The 21,795-nt window shown below is 64.0% G+C and carries 15 protein-coding genes; 11 read left to right on the top strand and 4 right to left on the bottom strand.

Annotated features, from left to right (window positions below; translation table 11 throughout):
- Positions 1-147 precede the first annotated feature (147 nt).
- Both FIV42_RS14080 and FIV42_RS14075 read right to left on the bottom strand, forming a co-directional pair.
- On the bottom strand, positions 148-942 hold the full coding sequence (locus tag FIV42_RS14080) for a fumarylacetoacetate hydrolase family protein (protein ID WP_141198309.1): 795 nt from the start codon (positions 940-942) through the stop codon (positions 148-150).
- Between the two features lie 192 nt (positions 943-1,134).
- A complete protein-coding gene (locus tag FIV42_RS14075; protein WP_141198308.1) occupies positions 1,135-2,625 on the bottom strand; it encodes a hypothetical protein in 1,491 nt (496 codons plus the stop codon).
- 258 nt (positions 2,626-2,883) lie between these two features.
- On the opposite strand from FIV42_RS14075, the gene FIV42_RS14070 reads away from it, so the two are divergent.
- From FIV42_RS14070 to FIV42_RS14060, 3 genes are all read left to right on the top strand, one after another.
- A complete protein-coding gene (locus FIV42_RS14070; protein ID WP_141198307.1) occupies positions 2,884-3,675 on the top strand; it encodes a helix-turn-helix transcriptional regulator in 792 nt (263 codons plus the stop codon).
- Between the two features lie 182 nt (positions 3,676-3,857).
- Positions 3,858-8,234 carry a dickkopf-related protein gene (locus tag FIV42_RS14065; RefSeq protein WP_141198306.1) on the top strand — a complete coding sequence of 1,459 codons (4,377 nt, stop codon included), beginning with the start codon at positions 3,858-3,860 and terminating at the stop codon, positions 8,232-8,234.
- A 93-nt stretch (positions 8,235-8,327) separates the two neighbouring features.
- The gene (locus FIV42_RS14060) at positions 8,328-11,066 is read left to right on the top strand and encodes a putative metal-binding motif-containing protein (RefSeq protein WP_141198305.1); all 2,739 of its coding nucleotides are present in this window, start codon (positions 8,328-8,330) and stop codon (positions 11,064-11,066) included.
- A 16-nt stretch (positions 11,067-11,082) separates the two neighbouring features.
- Here FIV42_RS14060 and FIV42_RS14055 read toward each other — a convergent pair whose 3' ends face one another.
- Positions 11,083-13,074, bottom strand: a complete 1,992-nt coding sequence (locus FIV42_RS14055) for a protein kinase domain-containing protein (RefSeq protein ID WP_141198304.1) — start codon at positions 13,072-13,074, stop codon at positions 11,083-11,085.
- Positions 13,075-13,145: 71 nt separating this feature from the next.
- Here FIV42_RS14055 and FIV42_RS14050 point away from each other — a divergent pair, with 71 nt between their 5' ends.
- Both FIV42_RS14050 and FIV42_RS14045 read left to right on the top strand, forming a co-directional pair.
- Positions 13,146-14,153, top strand: coding sequence for a M20/M25/M40 family metallo-hydrolase (locus tag FIV42_RS14050; protein ID WP_141198303.1), 1,008 nt, complete (start codon positions 13,146-13,148; stop codon positions 14,151-14,153).
- A gap of 124 nt (positions 14,154-14,277) precedes the next feature.
- Positions 14,278-14,547: a hypothetical protein gene (locus tag FIV42_RS14045; RefSeq protein ID WP_141198302.1), complete on the top strand. Its 270-nt coding sequence runs from the start codon at positions 14,278-14,280 to the stop codon at positions 14,545-14,547.
- Between the two features lie 152 nt (positions 14,548-14,699).
- Here the strand turns inward: FIV42_RS14045 and FIV42_RS14040 are convergent, their stop codons facing one another.
- Positions 14,700-15,545, bottom strand: a complete 846-nt coding sequence (locus FIV42_RS14040; RefSeq protein ID WP_141198301.1) for a hypothetical protein — start codon at positions 15,543-15,545, stop codon at positions 14,700-14,702.
- Positions 15,546-15,702: 157 nt separating this feature from the next.
- Between FIV42_RS14040 and FIV42_RS14035 the strand changes: the two genes are divergently transcribed.
- The 6 genes from FIV42_RS14035 to FIV42_RS14010 all read left to right on the top strand — a co-directional run bounded on the left by FIV42_RS14035 (position 15,703) and on the right by FIV42_RS14010 (position 21,588).
- On the top strand, positions 15,703-16,254 hold the full coding sequence (locus FIV42_RS14035) for a thioredoxin family protein (protein WP_141198300.1): 552 nt from the start codon (positions 15,703-15,705) through the stop codon (positions 16,252-16,254).
- A gap of 131 nt (positions 16,255-16,385) precedes the next feature.
- Positions 16,386-16,799: a Sec-independent protein translocase subunit TatA/TatB gene (locus FIV42_RS14030; protein WP_141198299.1), complete on the top strand. Its 414-nt coding sequence runs from the start codon at positions 16,386-16,388 to the stop codon at positions 16,797-16,799.
- Positions 16,800-16,806: 7 nt separating this feature from the next.
- Positions 16,807-17,634 carry a twin-arginine translocase subunit TatC gene (gene tatC / locus FIV42_RS14025; protein ID WP_141198298.1) on the top strand — a complete coding sequence of 276 codons (828 nt, stop codon included), beginning with the start codon at positions 16,807-16,809 and terminating at the stop codon, positions 17,632-17,634.
- A 371-nt stretch (positions 17,635-18,005) separates the two neighbouring features.
- Positions 18,006-18,713, top strand: a complete 708-nt coding sequence (locus tag FIV42_RS14020; protein WP_168210638.1) for an RNA polymerase sigma factor — start codon at positions 18,006-18,008, stop codon at positions 18,711-18,713.
- Positions 18,710-19,762, top strand: a complete 1,053-nt coding sequence (locus tag FIV42_RS14015; RefSeq protein WP_141198296.1) for a hypothetical protein — start codon at positions 18,710-18,712, stop codon at positions 19,760-19,762. The genes FIV42_RS14020 and FIV42_RS14015 overlap by 4 nt, the downstream gene beginning before the upstream one ends.
- On the top strand, positions 19,759-21,588 hold the full coding sequence (locus FIV42_RS14010; RefSeq protein ID WP_141198295.1) for a hypothetical protein: 1,830 nt from the start codon (positions 19,759-19,761) through the stop codon (positions 21,586-21,588). The genes FIV42_RS14015 and FIV42_RS14010 overlap by 4 nt, the downstream gene beginning before the upstream one ends.
- Positions 21,589-21,795 lie beyond the last annotated feature (207 nt).

The following is a 21,795-nucleotide window of genomic DNA, read 5'->3' as shown; positions in this document are numbered from 1 at the left end:
AATTAAGGACATGAGGGCTGCGAATCGCCCACGGGTTCAGATTCGAGATCAGCGAGCCTGGAACGCGTCGCAAAACGCAGCCCCTATGTCCTTAATTGCCTATGTAGCGGGCGTCACGCCCCTGCAAGGCGTACTCTCCAGCCAAATCTACTCGACCGGATTCTCCAGCCGCCCAATGCCGTCAATCTCAACACTGACGACATTGCCGGGCTCCAGCGGCCCCACACCGTGGGGCGTGCCGGTCAGGATGACGTCGCCTGCCTCCAGAGTCATCACCTGGCTGACGAACGCCACGACATACTCGATGCCGAAGATGAAGTCGTTCAACTGGCTGCGTTGCCGCTCTTGGCCGTCGACCTGCAACACCAGCGTGTGCTCGGCGGGCAGGAAATTGTCGGCGGTCGCCACGGCGGGCCCCAGCGGGCAGAAGGTGTCGAAACCCTTGCCTCGCGTGTACCGCTTCTCGCGCCTCTGGATATCGCGAGCGGTCACGTCATTGGCGCATGTATAACCGAGAATAACCCCCGAAGATTCCTCGGGTTCCAGCCTTTTTGACCGTTTTCCGATCACCACCGCCAGCTCGCCTTCGTGGTGGACGAGCTCGGATTGGGCGGGCAATTCGATTGCGTCGCCGGGGCCGATGACCGCGGTGGGCGGCTTCATGAACATCAGCGGCTCGTCGGGGATGGTCTTGTTCATCTCCTCGGCGTGCTTCTGGTAATTCAGCCCGATGCACACGACCTTCGAGGGCGCCACGGGAGCCAGCACCTCGAGCTCACCCTCGGGGCCCAACTCGTCGCCGACGGCGAGTTCTCGGTCGCCATGAACGACATCGACGAGCGCCTCGAAGGGCGTCTCGACACGACAAAACCGGCCGTCGCGCACGACGGCGTGCGTGGGGTGGCCGGTCTGGGGATCGATGACTCTGTAAAATAATGACATTGTATACCTTGAAGGGGCGTGGCGCCTGCTAAATAAGCAATTAAGGACATAGGGGTTGCGAGCCGTCCGTTTGGCGCGACTCGCAAAAGAATAAGGGCCGCGAGTCGCCTATTCGTCGCGACTCGCAGCCCTTATGTCCTTAGATGCTCATGTAGAGGGCGCTGCAACAACCCAATCCATGCATCTCTCTAATTATTCTCCACCACCTTCTGCCTCTTTGGCCTTTTCGGCCGCTTCGGCGCGAAGCTTGGCGTTCTCCTCTTCGATGCGCTTCTTCTCGGCCTCACGACGCTCGATGTAGCTCTTGAGCGCGTTGAAGTCCATCTCGAGGGTGTACTTGTAGTTGCACAGGTCGCGGAAGGTCTTGCCCGACGGCGGGGTGGCCGGGGGCTGGCCGTCCTTCCACTCGCAGGTCCACATGCGACGCTGCAGCGCGGTGACGTACTTGGGGTACTCGCCCTTCTCTTCGGGCAGGGCCAACTGGATCTTGTGGCCGCGGTCGGGCGGGGTGTCCACGTTGACCTGGCTCTCTTCGAGCTTGCCGCTCTCCTCGTCCTTGACCCAGAACTTGTCGAAGGTCACCGGGGTCACCAGCTCGTTGCCCTCTTTGTCGAGCAGCGGCTTGTTGTTGAACATGACCTTGGCGCCGGCGGGCATCGAGTTGATGGTGATCTCGCCGTAGTACTCGTTTTCGACGTCCGAGGTGTCCAGACGCTGCTCGAACTCGAGCTGGTGCTGGCCGCTCTCGGGGATCAGGTTGACCGAGACCATCTTCTGGTAGCTGTAGGGGCTCGATCCGCCCGTCCACATACCTTCGGTCAGCTCGACCTTGTCGGACTTGAAGCCCGGAGCATTCACCTCGATGGTGTGCTTCTTTTTGACCTTGAGGTTCTGGAACATCGCCCCGGAGGTCGTCAGGTGCAGGTCTCGCCACTCACCCGAGGAGGTCTGACCGTACTGGGTCTGCCCGTCGAGCTTGATCTGGGCGTAGATGGGCGTGCCGGTGACGTTGAGCGTGCCGTACTTCTCGAGCTTGGCGCGCTGGGCGGCTTCCCACTCTTCTTTCTTCTTCTGAGCCTCGGCCATGCGCCGCTCTTTGAGCTCACCGCGGAACAGAGCGGCGACGTCGCCGCCGATGTCGGTGAAACTGACCACGACGAAGCCGAGCGCGCCCACGAGCACGACGATGACCAGGCTCAAGATGATGGTCGTGGTGCTCGACCCTTTCTTGTAGCCGCCCAGGTCTTCTTCACCCAGGTAGTCGCCGCCGACGTCGATGTCGTCGATGTCGCTGCCGCCTCCCGAACCGCCGGGGTTGAAGACCCCGCCGAGCTCGTCGGTGGCCGACGACTTTTTCTTCTTGGAAGCCTTCTTCTCGGACTTGGCCTCGACAGCATCGTCGGCGTCGTCAGCCTCGTCGCCCTCGGCCGCTTTGGCCTTCTCTTCGGCGAGTTTCTTTTTGAGCCGCTCCTTTTTGGAGGGCTTGTCGTCGCTGGCCGACTTTTTCTTCTTCTTTTTCTTGCGCTTCGAGGACGACGGCACGTCGAAGATGCCGCCGAGCCCGTCCATGGCGCTATCGCCGGAATCCTCGGGCACCTTCTCGTCCTCCACGCCCATGTCGGCCGCCATGCTATCGACGATCTCGTCGGCAGACGGCGAGCCCTTTTCATTCTCGTCGGCCATCAAAAACTCCTGATTCTATGTGCAAATGGGGGCTATCCCCTTAGACGTGCTTAGAAAAAGCGCTTTTCTTTTGCGTCCCTTACGAGGACGGGAGATTAGACGCTCTGCCGATTTACTGTCAACCCACAGCAACTCGAGGGTCGTTTGGGGGCGTGACGACACGTTGCGATGGTGGTTTTCGACTTGCCACCACCGGCGATGTTGCTGGTAGTATACCTCGACTGATATTCGATTTTGGCTGTGTGAGTAATCTACCACATGACGGATCAACTCGATCGCTCGACGCTGCTCGGCTTGCTGAAATTACGCGGCGAGTTGAGCGAAATTGGTCATACTCGAGTCGATGTTGCGCTCGAACACCTGCATCAACAGTTGGGCCGACTCCTCCACACCGACTATTCTCTGCTGATAGTCCACAGCTTCAGTCCACAACTCGCCGACGAACAACCCGAGACACTCTCCCCCAGCATAGAGACCACGCTGCTCGAAGCGTACGGGACCGACGCGACCCAGCGCACGCGCATCGGAAGAGACTGGTCGGAGAGCACGCCCGATGTGTACGACGATCCCATCGTGCGCATGACCGCCGAGGGCCTCGGCACGCGCCGCACGTTTAGGCAAGTCGAAGACGCTAGCTGCCACCGATGGCGGAACTCGGCCGTGCCTGACCTGTGGTACGCCACGGGCATGCGTTCACGTCTGCTGACGATGGTGCCGATCGACGAGAGCGTCGAAGTCACCTTCGGGCTCGACCGACCCCGCAGCGAAAGGCCGTTCACCGAGCGCGACCGCCAGTTTCTCGACCTGGCGTTCGCCCACCTGACCCCGTTACTGCGGAGTTTCTGCCAGCGCAGAGGCTTATTGCCCGACCAGACCTCGCTCACCCCTCGCGAACGCGACGTGCTCGAGTTTTTGCTAGGCCCTCTCTCCGAAAAAGAGATCGCCCACGAACTCGGCCTGAGCACCAGTTGGCTGCACGAGGTCGTCATCTCGATCTATCGCAAGTTCAACGTGCGCAGCCGCGCCGAGCTGATGTCCCAATGGCTCTGAGTGTAAGCAAGAATACTCCCACCTCTCGCAGCCAACCTCGCACCTTTCACACATTTCACACCACCCCCTCCCATTAGAGGGATTGTCAGCCCGGGGGTGAGACTCGATACGCTCGAATGAAATCTGGACGAATGGGTTAGGCCCGAACGGACCAGCCAATCGAACTTAATTCGAGTGATGTAATGAAAGTCTGTGCAAGAACTGTGTGTTGGGGTGGTGCGACAGCAAACGTCACCCGTCTTCGGCTCGGCGCGCTGAGCCTCATACTCGCCGCGGCCGTACTCGGCGCTTGTGGCGACGAGCCCGAGCCGGCCAGCATCGAGCTGCCGGGCGAGCCCGCCCCGGAGTCGACGGTCCCGCTGGAAGTCAACTCGACCGCGGGCTGCGCGGTCGACGCCGACTGCGCCTCCGGCCGGTTCTGCTTCCAGAGCCAGTGCGTCTTCGAATGCAGCGACGAACGAGCCTGCTCGGGCGACGCCGAGTGCTCGCCCAGGGGTCGCTGCACGGCCGACGGCACCGACGTCGCCGCGACGCTGCCCGCCGACCTGTCGGCCACCAATACGCCGCAGACGGTCTTCCACGTCGCCGCCGGCCAGCAGGAGGTCACCTTCACGCTCGAGCTCAACCAGCCCGCTCCCGCCGAGGGGCTGCAATACCGCATCGAGCGCGGCTTCGAGGCCGAGGGCGCCGAGGAGCTGTTGCGCACCAGCGGCGGCCAGGACGTCGTCGACATCGTCATCCCCACCGGCAAGGCCGACCCGGAGCACGACGACAGCCAGCAAGTGCGTCTGAAGCTGTTCACGCCGGTGGGCAACTACCAGTTGGCGCTGGTGCCCGAATATCCGATAGGCGGCAACTACGTGGGCGAGGCCTACGTCGACACCTTCGGCCCCACGGGGCTTCCCCTCGAACTGCAAATCGTCACGCAGCCCGACGGCGCCACGCTCGCCGATGCCGACAAGGCCTGGTTGGTCTTGCCGGTCGGCCCCCAACACTTGTTCAGCCCGCTGGCGTCGGCCAACGGCCAGATCGAGTACGTCGCCCGCGAGCTCGTCTACGACGACTTCGTCGAGCAGTGGGTCGCGCGCTTCTCGTTCGCCTTCGAGGTGGCCGACGCGGGCTCGGGAGACGTCGGCATCATCAGGGCCGACTCGGGCCAGGTGCGCCGCGCGCTTCGCTTCCAGCTGGAGCCCGGCGCCGATCAAACCGTGATCGGCGAATTCTCCGACACGTGGACCGGCCTGTACGAGACGTTGAGCGCCAACGGCGTGCGCACCCTCGAGGACGTCCAGTTCAGCGGAGATCTCTACCTGCAACGCTACAGCGAAGGGCCGTCGAACGCCGATATCAGCGTGGGCGATCACCCCGAAGCTGACCCGCAGCCGCTCGACGCCCCGCCGCTGGAGGCGTGCACCGACGCCATCTTCGCCGTCGCCACCGAGTGTGACTCCGAACTCGACGGCGTCGCCGCTTTCGAGTCCGCCGCCCCGGCCGTGCAGGCATCGTGCGCGGTCGCGGTGGCCGAGCACGCCATCTCGGGTGAGACGACCAGCCAACAAATTCAGAACTACCTCGACGGCGACGCGACCAACGACGCCGGCCAGAGCTTCGCCGAGTTCATGGAGGAGTGCGCCGCGGGCACCAACGGAACCTGCCGCCCCAGCGACGAGGTGCTGTGCGCCCGCCAGTTGACCGCCCACGCCTACCGCAACCAGCCCAACGACGCCGCCTCCAACGCCACGCTGGTCAGCAGATTCGAGGAGTTGACCCTGGAGGCCTACCTGGGCCGTGAGCTGGGCGCCTTCGGCACCGACTCGAAGCTTCGCCTCGAGTGGCTCGAGACCACCGACTATCCCGCCGTGGTCGCCTCGGCGGTCGAAGATCTGAACCGACAACTGCTCGAAGACTGGAAGACCAAGGTGCTCGACGCACATATGGGCGTGTTGAGCGGCCAACTCGACGCCAGCGGCCTGGCCGTGCTCAGCCGTCAAACCACCGGGGCCAGCAGCGCCGACGCCCGCGAGCAACTGCTGGTGCAGATGACCCAGAGCTGGCGCGGCACGCTCGACTCGCTGACCATGGCGACCACCCGCTGGCACGAGTTGTTGAAGACCGACGCCGACCGCGCCGCCAAGCGCGACCTGGTCAGCGCGCGCATCTTCGACCTGTACCTGGCCGCCGGCATCCTAAAGAACCTGAACCTGGCCGCCGACGCAGGCTACCTCTCCGGCCGACTCGCCGGCGGGATGTCGATCTTGCTGCGCGAGCTGCACAAGCTCAGCCTCCCCTTCGACGAGCTCATCTATGCGCGCGACGCCGAGGTGGTCGTCAACACCTCGATCGACCCGCTGTCGGGCAACGACACCTTGTTGAGCGAGCGCGAGACCGAGGCCCGCGCCGAGCTCGAGCGCGCCCACGAGTCGGTCACGGGCGTCATCGAGCGTGCTCAGGCCGAGGCGCTCGACGAAACCCAACTGCGTAACCGCATGGCTAACGAGATCGGCGACCTGCGCGCCAGCCTCGTCGAGCTGTGCGGCCTGCCCTCCGGATGCACCGTCAGCGACATGCGCACCGACGAGGCGTGTCGCGTGCAGGTCGAGGTCGGCCAATGCGGCTTCGCCCTCGAGAAGGGCACCGGCGAGTACACCAACTTCGCCGCCGGCCAGCAGAGCATCTCGGAGGCCGGTCAATCGCTGCTCGACGTGATGGAAGCGGCCAACAATATCGGCATCGCCGACGAGGAGCTCCGCGCGCTCGTCCAACGCACCAGCATGGAGTACGCCGAGCTGCAGACCTTCGCGGCCAAGATCCAGGAGTGGAACGACAAGCGCCTCGGAGGTGCCGAGGCGTTGGCGCAGAATATCCAGGACCGTCAAGACGTGCGCAGCCAGGCGGTCAGCGACATCCTCGACAATATGGAGCAGCGCGCTGCGACCCACCAAGAGGCGATCGAGTCGACCGGCGAGACCTTCGACAAGTGGAACGAGATTCGCATGGGCGGTGTCACGCGCAGCATGGGGTTGATGTTGACGGCACATACTGCACGCTCGGCAGCCGCCGGCCTGGAGCACACCGCCGAGTCGATCGACAGCATCGCCGATGCCATAGCCGCGGGCGTGCCCGACTCCCCCGACGATGTGGGCGCCCCGGTTCAAATGGCCACCTTACTTGCCGCCAAGGGTGTTTCTGTGGGCATGAATACCGCCGCGCTCGGGCTGAAGACGACCGCCAATTCGCTCGACATGGCGAATGAGTCACTCCAGATGGTCCAAGACGCCAGAATGGCCAACCTGCAAGACGAGAACGACCTGAGCACCATGGTCACCGAGGCCGAGCTCGCCAACCTCAAGGCTGAGGCCAGGCTCATCAAGCAGAAGTCGGCCAACGAAGTCGCCCGCCTCAAGGAGATCATCGAGCTGTCGCAGGCGTACCTGAACGCCGAGTTGACCCACGAGCGCGACCTCGACGAGTTTCGCCAGCGCCGGCTCGACTTTCGCCAAGACCTGACCCACATCGCCGGGCTCGACCTTCGCGTCCAGCAGGCCCGCCTCCAATTCGACCAAGCCGTGTCGAGGTACCTGCGATTCGTCCAGCGCGCCAAGCTGCTCGACGCCAAGCTCCGAGACCTCGAGCGCCAGCGTCAGGACGTCAACGCCCTGGTCGGCTCGCCGGAGGTCATCTTCGGGCGCGCCAACCGCCTCGATCAGGCCGAGGCCCGCCTGAACCGGGCCAAGGACAAGCTCATGGAGTGGCTCGTGGCGCTGGAGTACTACGCGGTGCGCCCGTTCATGGATCAGCGCGTGGCGATCTTGCTGGCGCGCAACACCTACCAGCTCGAGAAGATCGCCGAGGAGCTGGCCCGATTGCAGCGCAGCTGCGGCGGGCCGATCAACGAAGTCTCGTCGGACTTGTCGGTGCGAGACGACCTGTTGAGCCTGCACAGCGCCACCGTCGACCCGGTCACCGAGCAGATCTCGAGCCCCGCTCAGCGATTCCGCGCGGTGTTGGGCGACGGCTATGTCCCCATCGACAAGCGCGTGCGCTACAGCACCGACGATACCATCGGCAGCCTGATGTCGCGCGATCCCGACATCCTGGCGGCGACCTTCTTCATCGACCTGAACGACTTCGCCAACCTGGAGCTGACCTGCAACGCCAAGGTCGCCTCGCTGGGCGTCAAGCTCGTCGGCGAGGTCGGCGACGCTCGACCCACCGTCAGCGTGCTGTACGACGGCACCAGCAAGTTGCGCTCGTGCCAGCCGGGCATCGACGACTACGTCGCCCAATTCGGCACCGGCGCGACCAACTACGGCAAGATCTCCCACCTTCGCACGGTGGGGCGCTCGATGTCGCCGGTGGCCGGCGTCAACGAGTTCGTCGACACCAACGCCGAAGGAAGCCAGACCTTCGGTGGGCTCCCGCTGGCCAGCCAGTACACCATCCTGATCAACAAAAAGGCCGGGGAGAACTCCCGGCTCGACTGGGACAAGCTCGAGGATATCGAGCTGCGGCTGACCTACGCCTATCAGGACGTCTTCCCCGAAGGACAATGTGAGTGAACGCGACGCCCGGCGTATCGTGGCGATGCGCCGGGTGGGCACGACCGCTGTTCGTCTGAATATCTCCAACGTTTTTGCTGCTGAGAGAACCCAATGAGACGTCACTATCTTGCAATCACCACTGCCGCGCTTGTCGTGTCGGGCCTGGTCACATCAAACCTGGGATGTGGTGGTGATTCCCCCCCGGCTAGCTCGACCGGCGACGCCGAACTCGCCGCCGACGTGACCCCCAGTGACGTTGGCCCGCGTGATTCCGGCCCCCGCGACACCGATGAAGCCGACGGCGACTCGCCGGATACCGGGGTTGGCGACGTCGCCAGTGACGCCGAAGGCGATGCCCCATTCACCGGGCGGACCCTGACCGACTATCGCCGCTGCACCAGCAACTTGGATTGCCCCGTCGGCTTGGGCACCTGCGTCAAGCAAGTCACGCTGAACCGACCCGACGCCGACGGCACCGAGACGATCGCGATAAACGAGATCTTCTCGGGCCTGGGCGCCGACGAGGGCGTCTGCTCGCTCGAATGCACCAACAACCCGGGCGTGTGCGCCGAGCTGTCGATGAACGGAACCACCGCAGATCCGGCGGCGCATACCTGCCAGTTGATCACCACGGGCGAAGCGCCGTATCCGACCAATGCGCCCTCGTTGCCCCTTGATGAACCGATCGAGCCGGCCGAAATGGCCGCCGGCCAGCCTTTCGCAGCCATCTGTCGGCCGCCCTTCGAGCTCGACGAGCAAATCGACGACTCGTTCTGCGAGCCGTGTGACGGCCCCGACGCCTGCGGCGACGACGGACTCTGCTGGAGCCTGACCGACCTCATTCCCGCCCAGGCCGGCCAGAGCGGACTGTGCTTGACGCCCTGTACTGACGACGCGAGCTGCCCGCTGGGCTTTGTTTGTGACGCCACCGACGACGCCTCCCAGACCTACTGCCGGCCCGAAACGTATACCTGCACCAACTGTCGCGACCACGACGGTGATGGGTTCGGCACCGGCCACTGCGGCACGGCCGACGATCTGGTCACCGCTCACGACTGCGACGACCGCGACGACCGCGCCTACTACGACCCCGACGCCATGGATCATCCCTTCCCGGCCACCTGCGGCCCGCAGGACTTCAACTGCAACGGGCTGAGCGACGACGCGGAGGTCACCAGCGCCGATATCTTCCCGGCCGACCACTGTGGCAGCTGCTTCTCGACGTGCACCGGCGACATTCTCGACGGTAACGGTGTCAAGACCGCAGAGAAGCAGTGCGTATCCGACCCATCGGCCGGCGCCACGTGCACGATCGCCTGCGCCGACGGCTTCGCCGACTGTGACGGCGACTCTACCAACGGCTGCGAAGTCGAGATCGACACCAACAACGACATCCGAACCTTCCACCGCGACGGCGACGGTGACGGCGTGGGCTCCGATACCCACGTTTTATTCGACTGCGATGGCAGCGGGCTTCCCACCGACGTGACCTACGTGCCAAACGGCGGCGACTGCAACGATGACGACATCGAGATCTATGGCGGCCCCAACCCCCATCCAGAAGTCTGTGATGGCAAAGACAACGACTGTGACCCCAGCACCGACGAGGCGACCCACGCCACCGACGCCGGTGGTGAATGCCCGGACAGCGGCGAGCCCGGGATCTGTAAGCCAGGCGTGGAGGTGTGTACGTCCGGCACCTTGGAGTGTGAGCCCGTCATTCAACCCGGCACGGTCGCGGAGGTCTGTGACGACCTCGACAACGACTGCGACGGCGAGGTCGACGAGGATGCCACCGACGCCACGCGGTACTACCCGGACAGCGACGGCGACAACTACGGCGTCTCGGGCAACCCGACACGCTACTGCCCCGGTGACGTGCCCAGCGGCGTTGCCATCAACTGGGGCGATTGCGATGACGGTGATCCTCGACGCTACCCCACCAACCCGGAGACCTGCGACGGCGTCGACAACGACTGTGACACCGATGTCGACGAACCGGGCGCCCAAGGCTCGCTCGTCTGGTACGAGGACGTCGACGGCGATGGCTTCGGAGATCCGAACACCGCCACCAGTCAAGCCTATTGCGCCGGAGACACCACCATCCCCCTGAACAGTCCGGTGAGCCAGGCCGGGGACTGCAACGTGAACAACTACATGATCAACCCCAACGCCACCGAGGAGTGCGGCGACGGCGTCGACAACAACTGTGACGGGGTGGTCGACGAGGGCTGCCCCACGGGGCCGGTGCAGCGGGTGGGACCCCTCGACATCAGGAGGTTCGCGGGTGTCGAAATCCATAACATGAGCACGAGCTATAGCGTCTGTAGCGACGATAAGATCATGACCCATGTCAAGGTCGACTACTTCCCGAGCACCTGGCCGGTCGTCTCGCTCAATGCGGGCTGTGAAGATGTCGACGTCCTCAGCAACCAGGGCACCTACAGCCTCGGCATGCGGACGCTGGACTATGCCGGGTGGACCTCGGCGGCCACGAGCAACAACAGGGCGGAATATGCCTGCCCCGGGACCAATCAGGGAATCTACAGGGTCGACGTCAACCACGGCGATGAGGTCGTCGACAGCGTCCAATTCACCTGCCGGTCCTACGAGATTGACCAAAACACCTACGCGATCGAAGCGGACCACTATAACATCCCTGGCCCGTCGCCGCAGTTCGGCCCCAATGGCGCCTACACCGACACGTCCCAGTGCGACGAGCAGGACAACAAGGTCGCCGTTGGCTTCATTGTCGAGGCGGGCTGGACGTGGCAATCTGGACAGCAGTACAAGTGGGCGATCAGGAGAGTGCAGCTCATCTGCCAAGATATCGAGGCGGTGCTTAAATAGCAGCCAACGCCTCGAATCACTCATCCAGCCCGGCCAACTTCTCCAGATAGGCCCGCGTGCGCTTGTACTCGTCGTTCTGCGGGTCGAGCTGGATCGCGCCGTGCAGCGCCTGGAAGGCGCGCGGGTAGTCGCCGCGGAATTGGGCGTGGAGCAGGGCGAGTTGGTGGTAGAACTCGGGGACCGACGGGCTGACTTCGAGGGCCTTTCTGAGCACCTGGATCGCCCCAAAATAGTTCTGGCGCGCCTTGAAATAGCGCACCATGGCGAGCACGCGGCCGACTTCTTGACGGCTGTACGAGATCTCGGAGGGTTCGGCCAAGCTGCCTCTCTTGCCCCCATTCTCGCCCTGCTCGTCGAGCCACGGCAGCCTCGTGTCGTCGTCTACGAGCGCGGCGGCGCCTGCCGTGCGAACACGCTCAGGGGTGCGCGCCTCGGTGGGAAGCTCGGTGGCCCACACCTCGGCCTCGTGAATCTGGCTCACCTCCGACAACGAGCTCAAATCGGCCGGCTCGATCTCGAGACAGCCTCGCTCGACGAGCGACTGGATCGCCTGCTCGACGTCGAAGGGCAGCCCCGAGGCGAAGGTGCGGATCTTGGCCACGGGCATCGCCTCGTCGATGCGCGAGAACAAAAACGCCTCCGCGGCGCTCAGGTCCTCGTCAGGCGTCGGCTCGCGCATCGGGCGCACCACGTCGGCCTGCGAGAGTTCGAGCCCCAGGCGCAGACTTCGCAAAAAGTGGGTGAGCCGGTCGCGGTCGTCGGCCGAGATCGCCACGCCGAAGCCGCCTCGCTCGCCGGCAGGCGAGCTGTGGGCGACGACCTGCGCGCGCACCTCCAGCGAGCGGGCGCTCGGCTCGAAGACCAAGCACAGGTCGACCTCCGAATGCAGCTCGGGCTGCTCGTCGCTGGGCAAAAAGAGCCCGCCGGCGAGCAGGTTTCGGCGATATTCGCGGGCGAGCCTGTCGGCGGTGCGAAACCGCACCGTGACCTGCGGGCGCGTCTCGAAGTCGACGTCGCCGACGTCATCGAGCACGATCACCAGCGACTCGCCGGCGCTCGGGGTACGCACCGTCACCTGCGGGGCGACCTCGTCGACCTCGGTGGCCTCGGCCCAAAAATCGAGCGGATCGGACTTGGGGATCCACTGCACGCTGCACGCCGAGACGAGCCCGCGGCTGAACTCGTCGATGCTCGACCAGCGGTCCTCGAAGCGCACCGACAGCGCGCGCAAGATCACCTCGTCGAGCGCCTCGCCGACCTCCTCGCGAAGCTCGCTCGGCGGCCGAGGAGGGGTCGTCCGCGCCTCGGGCGTGGCGTCGTCCCACGACGTGGTCAACCACGGCTTTTGGCCGGTGAGCATCTCGTACAGAATCGCGGCGAGCGAAAATTGGTCGGCGCGGTGATCGACATCGGGTTGGACTGCCTGCTCGGGCGCCATGTACGCTGGCGTGCCGTACAACTGGGAAGACTTGGCCGCCACCATCACGATGCTCGAGATGCCGAAATCGAGCAGCTTCGAGGCTTCGCTGCCGTCGGAGCGCTCGACGAGCATGATATTGCCCGGTTTCAAATCACGGTGGACGATGCCCAAATCATGGGCCGACGAGAGCGCCGAGGCTGCCTGCAACGTGATGCGAAGGCTTCGCTGCATGCCCAGCGGCGCCTCCTCGGCGATCACCGCGTCGAGGGACGCCCCCTCGAGGTGCTCCATGACGAAGAAATAGCCGTAATTACGGCACTTGCCGAAATCGGTCACAAAGACGATGTTTTCGTGGCCGATGAGGCTGGTGGACTTGGCCTCTTCACGAAAACGCACCACCCAGGACGGGTCGGAGGCGACGCGCGGGTGCAAGATCTTCATGGCGAAGGTCTGCCCCAAGAACTGGTGCTCGACGGCGAACACCCAGCCGTAGCTCCCTTCCCCGATCTGCTCGACGACGCGGTAGCGCCCGTCGATCTCGGCTCCCCGGGTTGGCAGGTTAAACGAGTAGGTTTGTGTCTTGCTCACGGAACGGCGCTCGTTTACGGAGTCAGTCGCACGCCCATTAAATATAGATTATTTTAAGACACTTTAAAAACATGAAAACTAAGAAAACTAGCAATCCTGCAGCGCTTCTGGAGACGTGGCTGCGCGTCGACTCGACCTCCGGGCGCGAAGCCGCCTTTTTGGCCGCGCTCGAAGCATATTTTGGGGATCTGGGCTTCGACTGCACCCGCCAGCCGGTCGCCGAGGACCGCTGGAACCTGCTCGTCACCCGCACCGACAACCCCAAGCTCATCTACTCGACCCACGTCGACACGGTGCCACCGTTCTTCGGCCCGCGCCGCGAGGGCGACACGATCTACGGGCGCGGCGCGTGCGACACGAAAGGTGGCATCGTCGCCATGGCCTACGCCGGCCAGCGCCTGCTCGATGAGGGCTACGAGGATTTCGGCTACTTGTTCGTCGTCGGCGAGGAGGTCGACCATGTCGGCGCGAAGGTCGCCGCCGACCTGGAGCTTTCACCCGAGCGCATCATCCTGTGCGAGCCGACACGCAATCGCGTCGTCGCCGCTCAAAAGGGCATGCTCAAGATGCGCCTCGAGACCGACGGCGTCGCCGGCCACTCTGCCTACCCCGCTCGCGGCACCTCGGCGGTGCACAAGCTCTTGGACGCCATCGAGGCGCTGCGCTCGCACGACTGGCCCGAAGACGACACTCTCGGACCGACCACGCTCAATATCGGCACGGTCGAAGGGGGCGTGGCCGCCAACGTCTTCGCCCCGTCGGCCGAGGCCCAGGCGCTCTTTCGCACGGTCAGCGACACCGAGGCGCTCTTAGCCAAGGTCGAAGAGCTCGTCGAACCGTACGGCCAGGTCACGAACGTGGTCTACAACGACCCGGTCTTCTTCGATCCGCCCGCCGACGTCGACACGTGCACCGTGCCGTTCAACACCGACGCGACGTATCTCGGCCCGCTGGGCCCCATCTGGCTGGTCGGCCCCGGCGACATCGAGGTCGCCCACTCCGACCACGAGCACATCGAGCTCGACAGCCTGGAGGCCGGCATCGATCTGTACGAGCGCCTGGGCAAGTTGGTGTTGTGACCGCGCCGAACCGGCCCCTGCGCTGGACTCGCCCCTGCGCGTGCTCAACTTCGTGGATGACCGTCAGTTCTGCATGTCACTTCCAGACAGACTTGCACTGCTATTGCAGGGAGGGGACGTATCTATGAAGCGCCAGCAACAGAGTGAATCGGACAAACTTCGCAGCCCGCACCCGGGACTCCAGTCGGTTCTGCCACGGCTCAAGTCGCTCAACCCCGAGCGCGCCGAGTCGCGGCCAGTCTTCGACAACAAGGCGAAGGCCAAGCTATTCATCGACATCCAGGAGCGCGAGCAAGACAAGCAACTCATGCTCACGCCCGTCTGGCGCATCGACCATACCGACCTCGAAGCGAGTGAGGTCAAAGGCTGGACCGTCACCAAATACCCATGCTGATGCCGTAAAGGAGCACCCGCGCTGATAGCGACGGGTCGATCCGTGGGGTCCTAAGGGGTACCACGATCAAAAAAAGCCCCCGCCCGTTTTTCCGGGCGGGGGCTTTTTTGCGTGCATTGCCTCGACGACGTGCGTCTTTGGGATGCGTGACGTTATTCGGTCACGGTGATCATCCGCGTCGTGTTGTTGTACCCGCCGTTCTCGATCACGTTGCCCTCGCCGTCGACCAGCTTGAGCGTGATCTCGTGCTCGCCGGGCTCGAGCGCCGGCAGAAGCACCGGTTTCCACTCGGTGAGCGTGGTCTCTTTGCCGTCGACGCCGTAGACGACCTTGGCGTCGTCACCCAGCTCGATATTCGACACGTAGAAGTCCAGAAGCAGCTCTTTGGCAGATTCGACGTCGTAGGTGCCTTTGGGTCGGCTGTAGGTCACGTAGGGCTTCGAGGCGTCGAACTCGAAGTCTTCCGACTCTTTCTCGACGTGGAAGGTGCGCGTTTTGAACACCTCGCCTTTTTTGAGCGACAGGTGATAGTGGCGCGCCGGGAAGACGCGCAGCGTGTGGGTGCCCGGCTCGAGGTCTTCGAGGACCAGCGGCTCGTCGGCCTCGTAGTGAGCGATATACGGCTCGTTGTCGACGATGACGTGGATGTGCTGGCCGATCTCTTTGCCGGTGCGGTAGTTCGTCACCGAGTAAGTCGTCTCGACTTTGTCACCCGACTCGAGCACCTCGCCCTCTTTGGGGCTGGTGATCTCGAGGCTGACCTCGGGGACGTCCTGGTCCCACTTCAACTGGTTCTCGGTGCCCGGCACGGCCGAGCTGTGCGGCTTCATGTCGGCCTTGGCACCCGGCTCGGGAGCTTCTTTTTCAGGAGTCTCTTCGGCAGGCTCGGCCACCGCTTCTTCTTTGGGCTCGGTGTCCTCTTTTTTCTCACAACCGGTGGCGACCATGGCTCCGGCCAAAACGAGCATGACGGCTAGACGAAAGCTGTTCGAAGTCATACATTCCTCACATTTGATGAATTGGGATTTGCCATTTTGGAGGCAGACCTTCTAGGTCTGGACCAGCGCTTGAAGCGCTGCCTCCGATTGAAAGCATCGCAGCGCGCATCAAACTAAGGCATCCGATCAAAGTTTCAACCCCGCAGGGAAATACACCATGGCACTCATAGAGAGTCACGACGCACAGCTCGGCATGGACGCCCCGGACTTCGAGCTTTCGGCCACCGACGGCCAGAGCTACTCGCTCGAGTCGTTTGCCGACGCCGACGTGCTGGTGATGATGTTCATCTGCAACCACTGCCCCTACGTCAAGGCGGTGCGCGGACGCCTCGTCGACTTGGCCGAGCAGATGAGCGACCAATCGGTGGCGTTTGCGGCGATCAGCTCCAACGACGCCGAGCGCTACCCCGACGACGGCTTCGAGCGCATGAAAGAAGTCGCCGAGGAATATAACTTCCCGTTCCCGTATCTTTACGACGAGACGCAAGACGTGGCCCGAAGTTACGGAGCGGTGTGCACCCCCGATTTCTTCGTCTTCGACGAGGACCGTAAGCTTCGCTACCGCGGCCGTCTCGACGATAATTGGAAAGAGCCCGAGCAGGTCAGCCGCCGCGAACTCAAAGCCGCGGTCGACACCCTGCTCGCCGGCGAGACGCCGGACGAGGAGCAACATCCGTCGATGGGCTGCAGCATCAAGTGGAAGCAGTAGGCTGCAGTAATCGGCCTGTTGCGAGCATCAGCCTTTTGCCAGCAAGATGCTGTGGCGTCCACGGCATCGTTCTGTTACACCGAAGGCGGCTTGTGAGCCGCCCAGATTCGCCTCACGCGCAGTGAACACGCATGTTTTCCGGTCTTGGTCTCGCTGAAATTTTGCTCATCTTGCTGGTCGCCCTCGTGGTGGTCGGCCCGGAGAAGATTCCGGACATGGCCCGCATGCTCGGCAAGGGTGTGCGCGAGGCCAGACGCGCCTCGAATATGTTTCGCGACATGTTCATGATCGAGGAGACCGGAAACTACCGCGACCAAGATCGCCGCAAGCAACTCCACGAGGAGCGCCGAGAGGTGGGGGAGAACAGCCCCGGGGTCGCCGGCACCGTCTCGCGCGAGCAGACCGCACGCGCGCTGCCGCCGATGCGCCCCGTGCTGATCGACCCGCCGCGACGCGCCACCCACACCAACGCCGTGGAACTGGCGGCCGCCGGCGAATCGACCGCTTGCACCTTCGAGACGTTGACCGCCGCTCGGTCCGCATGATTTGGACATGACCACCGATCCCACACCCGAACAGACGCCGCGCCAAGAAGCCCTCGACGAAGCTCGCATGAGCATCATCGAGCACTTGGCCGAACTGCGCACGCGGCTCATCTACTCGATCATCGCCGTCTTCGTGGGCGTGATCGCCTGCTGGTTTTTCCGCGACCAGATCTTCACCTTCTTGAAGCAGCCGCTCTTGATGGCCGCTCCCGAAGGCCAGATCGAACTGTCCAATATCCACCACAAAGACCTGGCCGAGCCGGTCTTCGCCATGCTCAAAACGGCGTTGGTCGGCGGCATTTTTGCCACCTCCCCGTTCACCCTCTACCAGCTCTGGAAGTTCATCTCGCCGGGGCTGTACTCCCACGAAAAGAAGATCGCCATCCCCTTCGTGGTCTTGGCGACGCTCTTTTTCTTCGGCGGCGCGGCCTTCTGCTACTACTTCGTGCTGCCCTACGGCTTCAAATTCCTGATGATGTTCGGCCTCGAGGTCAGCTCGACACCCCAGCTGATGATGAGCGAGTACCTGTCGCTGGTCACCAAGCTGTTGCTGGTCTTCGGCGTGGTCTTCGAGCTGCCCATCCTGTCGATGTTCCTGTCGGCGATGGGCGTCATCGACCATAACACGCTCTTGCGCCACTGGCGCGCCGCCGTCATCGGCTCGTTCGTCGCCGGCGCCTTGCTCACCCCCGCCGACCCGATGACCCAGGTCCTGCTCGCCGTGCCCCTGTGCGTGCTCTACTTCATCTCGATTGGCGTGGCGTTCTTCTTTGCGCGCAAACGTAAGGAGAAGGAGGAGCGGGTGATGAAGGAGTTGGATGAGTTGGGCGAGTAAGGTTGTTTGAGCATTGTTGTCCTCCTCCTCGGTCCTCCTCCACTTCGCTTTGCTTGCGGAGGAGGAGTCCCCTCCTCGGTCCTCCCCTACGCTACGCTTCGCTTCGCGCAGGGGAGGAAGATGTTGCTACAGCGCACCTCGTACAGAGATCGATGAAGCAACATCGCAACTTGTACCGAGATCGACTGAACGACATCTTCCTCTCCGCCCGTAGCGAAGCGAAGGGAAGGAGAGGACCGAGGAGAGGCCCCCCTCTCCACCCGTAGCGAAGCGAAGGGAAGGAGAGGGATCGAGGGAGAGGCCTACCCCACCTCCCAAAAAATTTTACCATTCTCCCCACCCCACTCGTAGTACCCCACCAGAGGATGGAGTTGCTCGAAAGCGAAGAAAATATCGAGGCGTTTCGCCGCGGCGATCGTGACCTGCTAGGTGACGTGTATCGCCACTATGTGAGCGACGTCGAACGCATGCTTCGCGGCGGGTTTACCTTCACGAGCCAGGGCGAGACGGTGCGGTTTCGCGGCATCACCCAGCCCTTTCGGCTCCAGGAAGTAATCCAAGAGAGCTTCATCCACACGTTTCGCGACAAGGCGCGCCAGGCCTACGACCCGGCGCGCGAGTTTCGCCCGTACCTGTTGACGATCGTCCGCAACTTGGTCATCGACCGGTACCGGCGCAGAAAACTCGAGTCGCAGCTCTTCGTGCACCTGGGCGACATGGCCTATGCGGACGAAGACGAACGCGAGGTGCTCGGGCGCCTGTCGGGCAATGAAGCCCAGCAGGGAGACCCGGAAGAGTCGGCCTGGCAGAGCCAGCTGGGCGTGGTGCTGGGCGAGTTTCTCGCCGCGCTCGACGACGTCGACTCGCGCATCCTCGAGGAGCACCTGCTCGGGTCGCAGACCCAGCAGGGGATGGCCGATGAACTCGGCATGAGCCGAAACGACGTGCGCAAGCGCATCCGCGAGTTGCGCGCCCGGCTTCTGCGACACCTCAAGAGCGAGGGCGTCATCGGCAATTTGGAAGTGGCAGACGTCATGCGCGCAGTGACCACGCTTATCGCGCTTGGAGTGGTTGGATGAACGACGACCCACAAATCGACCTATCCCACGAGGCCGTCAGCCAGGCCCTCGAGACGCTCTTTGTCGAGGAGAACCACGACAAGGCGTTTCAGAAGGTGCCCGCCTGGCAGGTCCACCGGCATCTGGCCGACTGCGAGGTCTGCCGGCGCCATTACGACGGCATGGCGCTGGCCGATCGACTATTGGCCGATCGCCTGCTGTCGAATGAGGCGGACCAGCCCGAAGAGGCGCCCCGCGGCGGCTTCGAGACCGGCTTTGCCGAGGCGTCGTTCATGGGCGCGCTCGACCAGATGCTCGACGAGGAGCGATCGGCCAGCGAGCAAACCGACTCGGCCAGCTCGGCCGACGTCGTCGACCTGGGCGCCGAGCGCTCGCGTCGCATGCAGGTGCTCCGTCAACTCAGCCTCGCCGCCGCCGTACTCCTCGTCGCCGGGGCGAGCTGGTACGCCTTCAACCAGAACCAGAGCCAGAACAACAACGCCGTCGTCACGAACAACGACGAGTTCCAGCCGCGCTCGGCCGCCACGACCGACAGGACGGGCCCCTTCGACACGCCCGCCATCGAGATCTTCTGCGCCGAGCGCACCGCCGACGGCATGCAGTTTACCGGCACCAAAGACGCTCCGTTCGGACTGCTCTCGTGCCCGAAGAACGCCGAGCTCAAGCTCGCCTACGACAACGCATCACCCGAGCTTAGCCACGCAGCCTTTTTTGGCGTCTCCCAGAAAGGTAGAATCTACTGGTACGGCCCGACGCCGGCTGACATGGGCGCCGTCGAGGTGGGCGCCACCGACGAGCTCACGCCCTTCGGCGAGTCGATTCGCCTCGGGGTCAACCACGAGCCGGGCAAGGTGCGCGTGATCGGACTCTTCGCCGCCGAGCCGCTCGACTTTCCGAGCCTCGAGCGCGTAGTCGACACCATCGGCGCCGAGGCGCTCTTCGAGGACTCTGCGCACAACAAGCTCGACGAGCTCGGCGTACGCGGCACGATGACCAGCAGCACCTTTGAAGTAATTGACGGCGAAGCGAGCGACGGAGGCAAGCGATGAAAGGCCGAGGACACACCCCGAAAGAGTCACGCGCCAAAGCTCGATTCGTCGCGCTCCTCTGTGCCCTGGTGGTGGCGAGCTTCGCCGCCGCACCGGCGCTGGCTGGAGAGAACGGCTCCTCCGAGGCCGAGAAGACACGCGTCTACGCGCTCATCGTGGCCAACAACTCGAGCGTCGACGAGGGCGTAAAGCCCCTGAAATTCGCCGACGACGACGGCGCTCGCTACTACGAGCTGTTCGACAGCCTCACCGACGAGGCGACGCTTCTGACCACGCTCGACGCCGACAGCCAAAAGATCTTTCCGAAGGTCGTCCCGCATACCGCGCCGCCGTCGCGCGCGCAGCTCAAAAAGGCCGTCGGCAACCTGTCGCGCACCATTCGCGCGAACAAAAAGAAGGGCATCGAAAGCGAGGTCTACCTCGTCTTTACCGGCCACGGAAACGTGGACGACACCGGCGAAGGCTATCTGAGCCTGAGCGACGGCAAGCTCGAGCGAACCGAGCTGTTCCGCGACGTGATCGAGGGCATCGACGCCGACTACACGCACCTGATTGTCGACGCCTGCCACTCGTACTTCATGGTCGAGTCGCGCGGCGGAAACGACGACTGGAAAGACGACCGCTCCGGCGAGTCGCTCGACGGCGAACTCGACGCCTACCTGTCCAAGCGCAGCCACAAGGCCAAGAAGACCGAGCGCGACAGCACCGTGGGCGTGATCGTGTCGACCTCCGGCACCGCCGAGGTTCACGAGTGGAGCCGCTTTCGCGCCGGCGTCTTCAGCCACCAGCTTCGAAGCGCCTTGTTGGGCGCCGCCGACGTCGACCAAAACGGCGACATCACCTACGCCGAGATCGAGGCCTACCTGGTCGCCGCCAACGCCGGCGTGGCCAACCCGCGCGCTCGCATCAACGTCTACGCCGACCCGCCCGAGCAGCACCGCGCTCGCCCGCTGGTCGCGCTGGACGACTACCAAAACGCCACCGTGCTCGAAGTGCCCACCCAAACGGGCGGACGCTTCCACCTCGAAGACGCCCGCGGCCTGCGCTACGCCGACTTCAACGTCGACGCCACGTTGGCCACCCGCGTCGTCCTCTTGCACGAGCCGGTCGGCAAGCGCGGCTACTACCTGAGCACGGGCGGCAAGCAGGCGTCGGTGCCCCTCGACGACGCCACGGTGAGTACTACCGAGCTGGCCTTCGCCACCCAGAGCGGCCAATCGCGCGGCGCCGTCGACGAGGCGTTTCGCACCGGCCTCTTCTCGGTCGCTTACGGCGACGGCTTCTACCGCGGCTTCGTCGCCGCGCGCGACAAATACGACGCCGGCGCCCGCCAGCGCATCCGGCTCGAGCCCGACACCCCGTGGGCCTTCGCCCCGAGCACCGGCTACGCCATCAGCCCGGCCCTGCTCGACGCCGACGGCCCCCAACACCACGTGCGCTTCGACGGCCTGTTCCGCCACGACAACGGCTGGGCGGTCGGCCCGTTCGCAAGCTACGGCTTTACGCCCGGCAGCGACGTCGTCGGCCACCGCGCCGCCCTCGGCGTCGAACTCGCCCACCGCTTCGCCACGGGCGCGAGCTACCTCGAGCCGCGCCTGCGCACCGGCTACCAATTCGTCATGTTGGCCGACGACGCACAAGCCCAGGGCGACCCGCTGGGCGCCCGCGGCGAACTCGCGCTCGCCTTCGGCTGGAGCATCGGTGAGTCGTGGCAGCTCGAAGTCGAGCCGGGCGTCTCGCTCGACGTCGTCACCCAGACGAGCACCGACCAGGTCAGCGAGACGCTGTACTGGCAGCCGTATGTGGGCGTGGGCGTCGGCTTCTAAACGTGAACTTGCCACGTGCACGTGCACGTAAACGGCCGTTCCCCCTGCACATATCGCCGCCATCTGAACATCCCTCGAAACGGCAGGCATCGCTCGATCGGAGCTGCCTGCCGTTTTGCATTCATTGCCGTTGAAACTGCCGTTCACGTTCAGGTGCACGAGCACGTTCATGGGGCGCCTCTGGTGAGTTGATCTCTTTAGCCACAA

It is taken from the genome of Persicimonas caeni (assembly GCF_006517175.1).
Classification (GTDB): Bacteria; Myxococcota_A; Bradymonadia; order Bradymonadales; family Bradymonadaceae; genus Persicimonas; species Persicimonas caeni.
Note: the sequence above shows the minus strand (reverse complement) of the source record. Positions and strands in the feature narration are given on the sequence as shown.

Excerpts from the sequence above, each read along its gene's own strand:
- FIV42_RS14080 (WP_141198309.1), bottom strand. The coding sequence starts at position 942 with ATGTCATTATTTTACAGAGTCATCGATCCCCAGACCGGCCACCCCACG.
- FIV42_RS14075 (WP_141198308.1), bottom strand. The coding sequence starts at position 2,625 with ATGGCCGACGAGAATGAAAAGGGCTCGCCGTCTGCCGACGAGATCGTC.
- FIV42_RS14070 (WP_141198307.1), top strand. The coding sequence starts at position 2,884 with ATGACGGATCAACTCGATCGCTCGACGCTGCTCGGCTTGCTGAAATTA.
- FIV42_RS14065 (WP_141198306.1), top strand. The coding sequence starts at position 3,858 with ATGAAAGTCTGTGCAAGAACTGTGTGTTGGGGTGGTGCGACAGCAAAC.
- FIV42_RS14060 (WP_141198305.1), top strand. The coding sequence starts at position 8,328 with ATGAGACGTCACTATCTTGCAATCACCACTGCCGCGCTTGTCGTGTCG.
- FIV42_RS14050 (WP_141198303.1), top strand. The coding sequence starts at position 13,146 with ATGAAAACTAAGAAAACTAGCAATCCTGCAGCGCTTCTGGAGACGTGG.
- FIV42_RS14045 (WP_141198302.1), top strand. The coding sequence starts at position 14,278 with ATGAAGCGCCAGCAACAGAGTGAATCGGACAAACTTCGCAGCCCGCAC.
- FIV42_RS14040 (WP_141198301.1), bottom strand. The coding sequence starts at position 15,545 with ATGACTTCGAACAGCTTTCGTCTAGCCGTCATGCTCGTTTTGGCCGGA.
- FIV42_RS14035 (WP_141198300.1), top strand. The coding sequence starts at position 15,703 with ATGGCACTCATAGAGAGTCACGACGCACAGCTCGGCATGGACGCCCCG.
- FIV42_RS14030 (WP_141198299.1), top strand. The coding sequence starts at position 16,386 with ATGTTTTCCGGTCTTGGTCTCGCTGAAATTTTGCTCATCTTGCTGGTC.
- tatC (WP_141198298.1), top strand. The coding sequence starts at position 16,807 with ATGACCACCGATCCCACACCCGAACAGACGCCGCGCCAAGAAGCCCTC.
- FIV42_RS14015 (WP_141198296.1), top strand. The coding sequence starts at position 18,710 with ATGAACGACGACCCACAAATCGACCTATCCCACGAGGCCGTCAGCCAG.
- FIV42_RS14010 (WP_141198295.1), top strand. The coding sequence starts at position 19,759 with ATGAAAGGCCGAGGACACACCCCGAAAGAGTCACGCGCCAAAGCTCGA.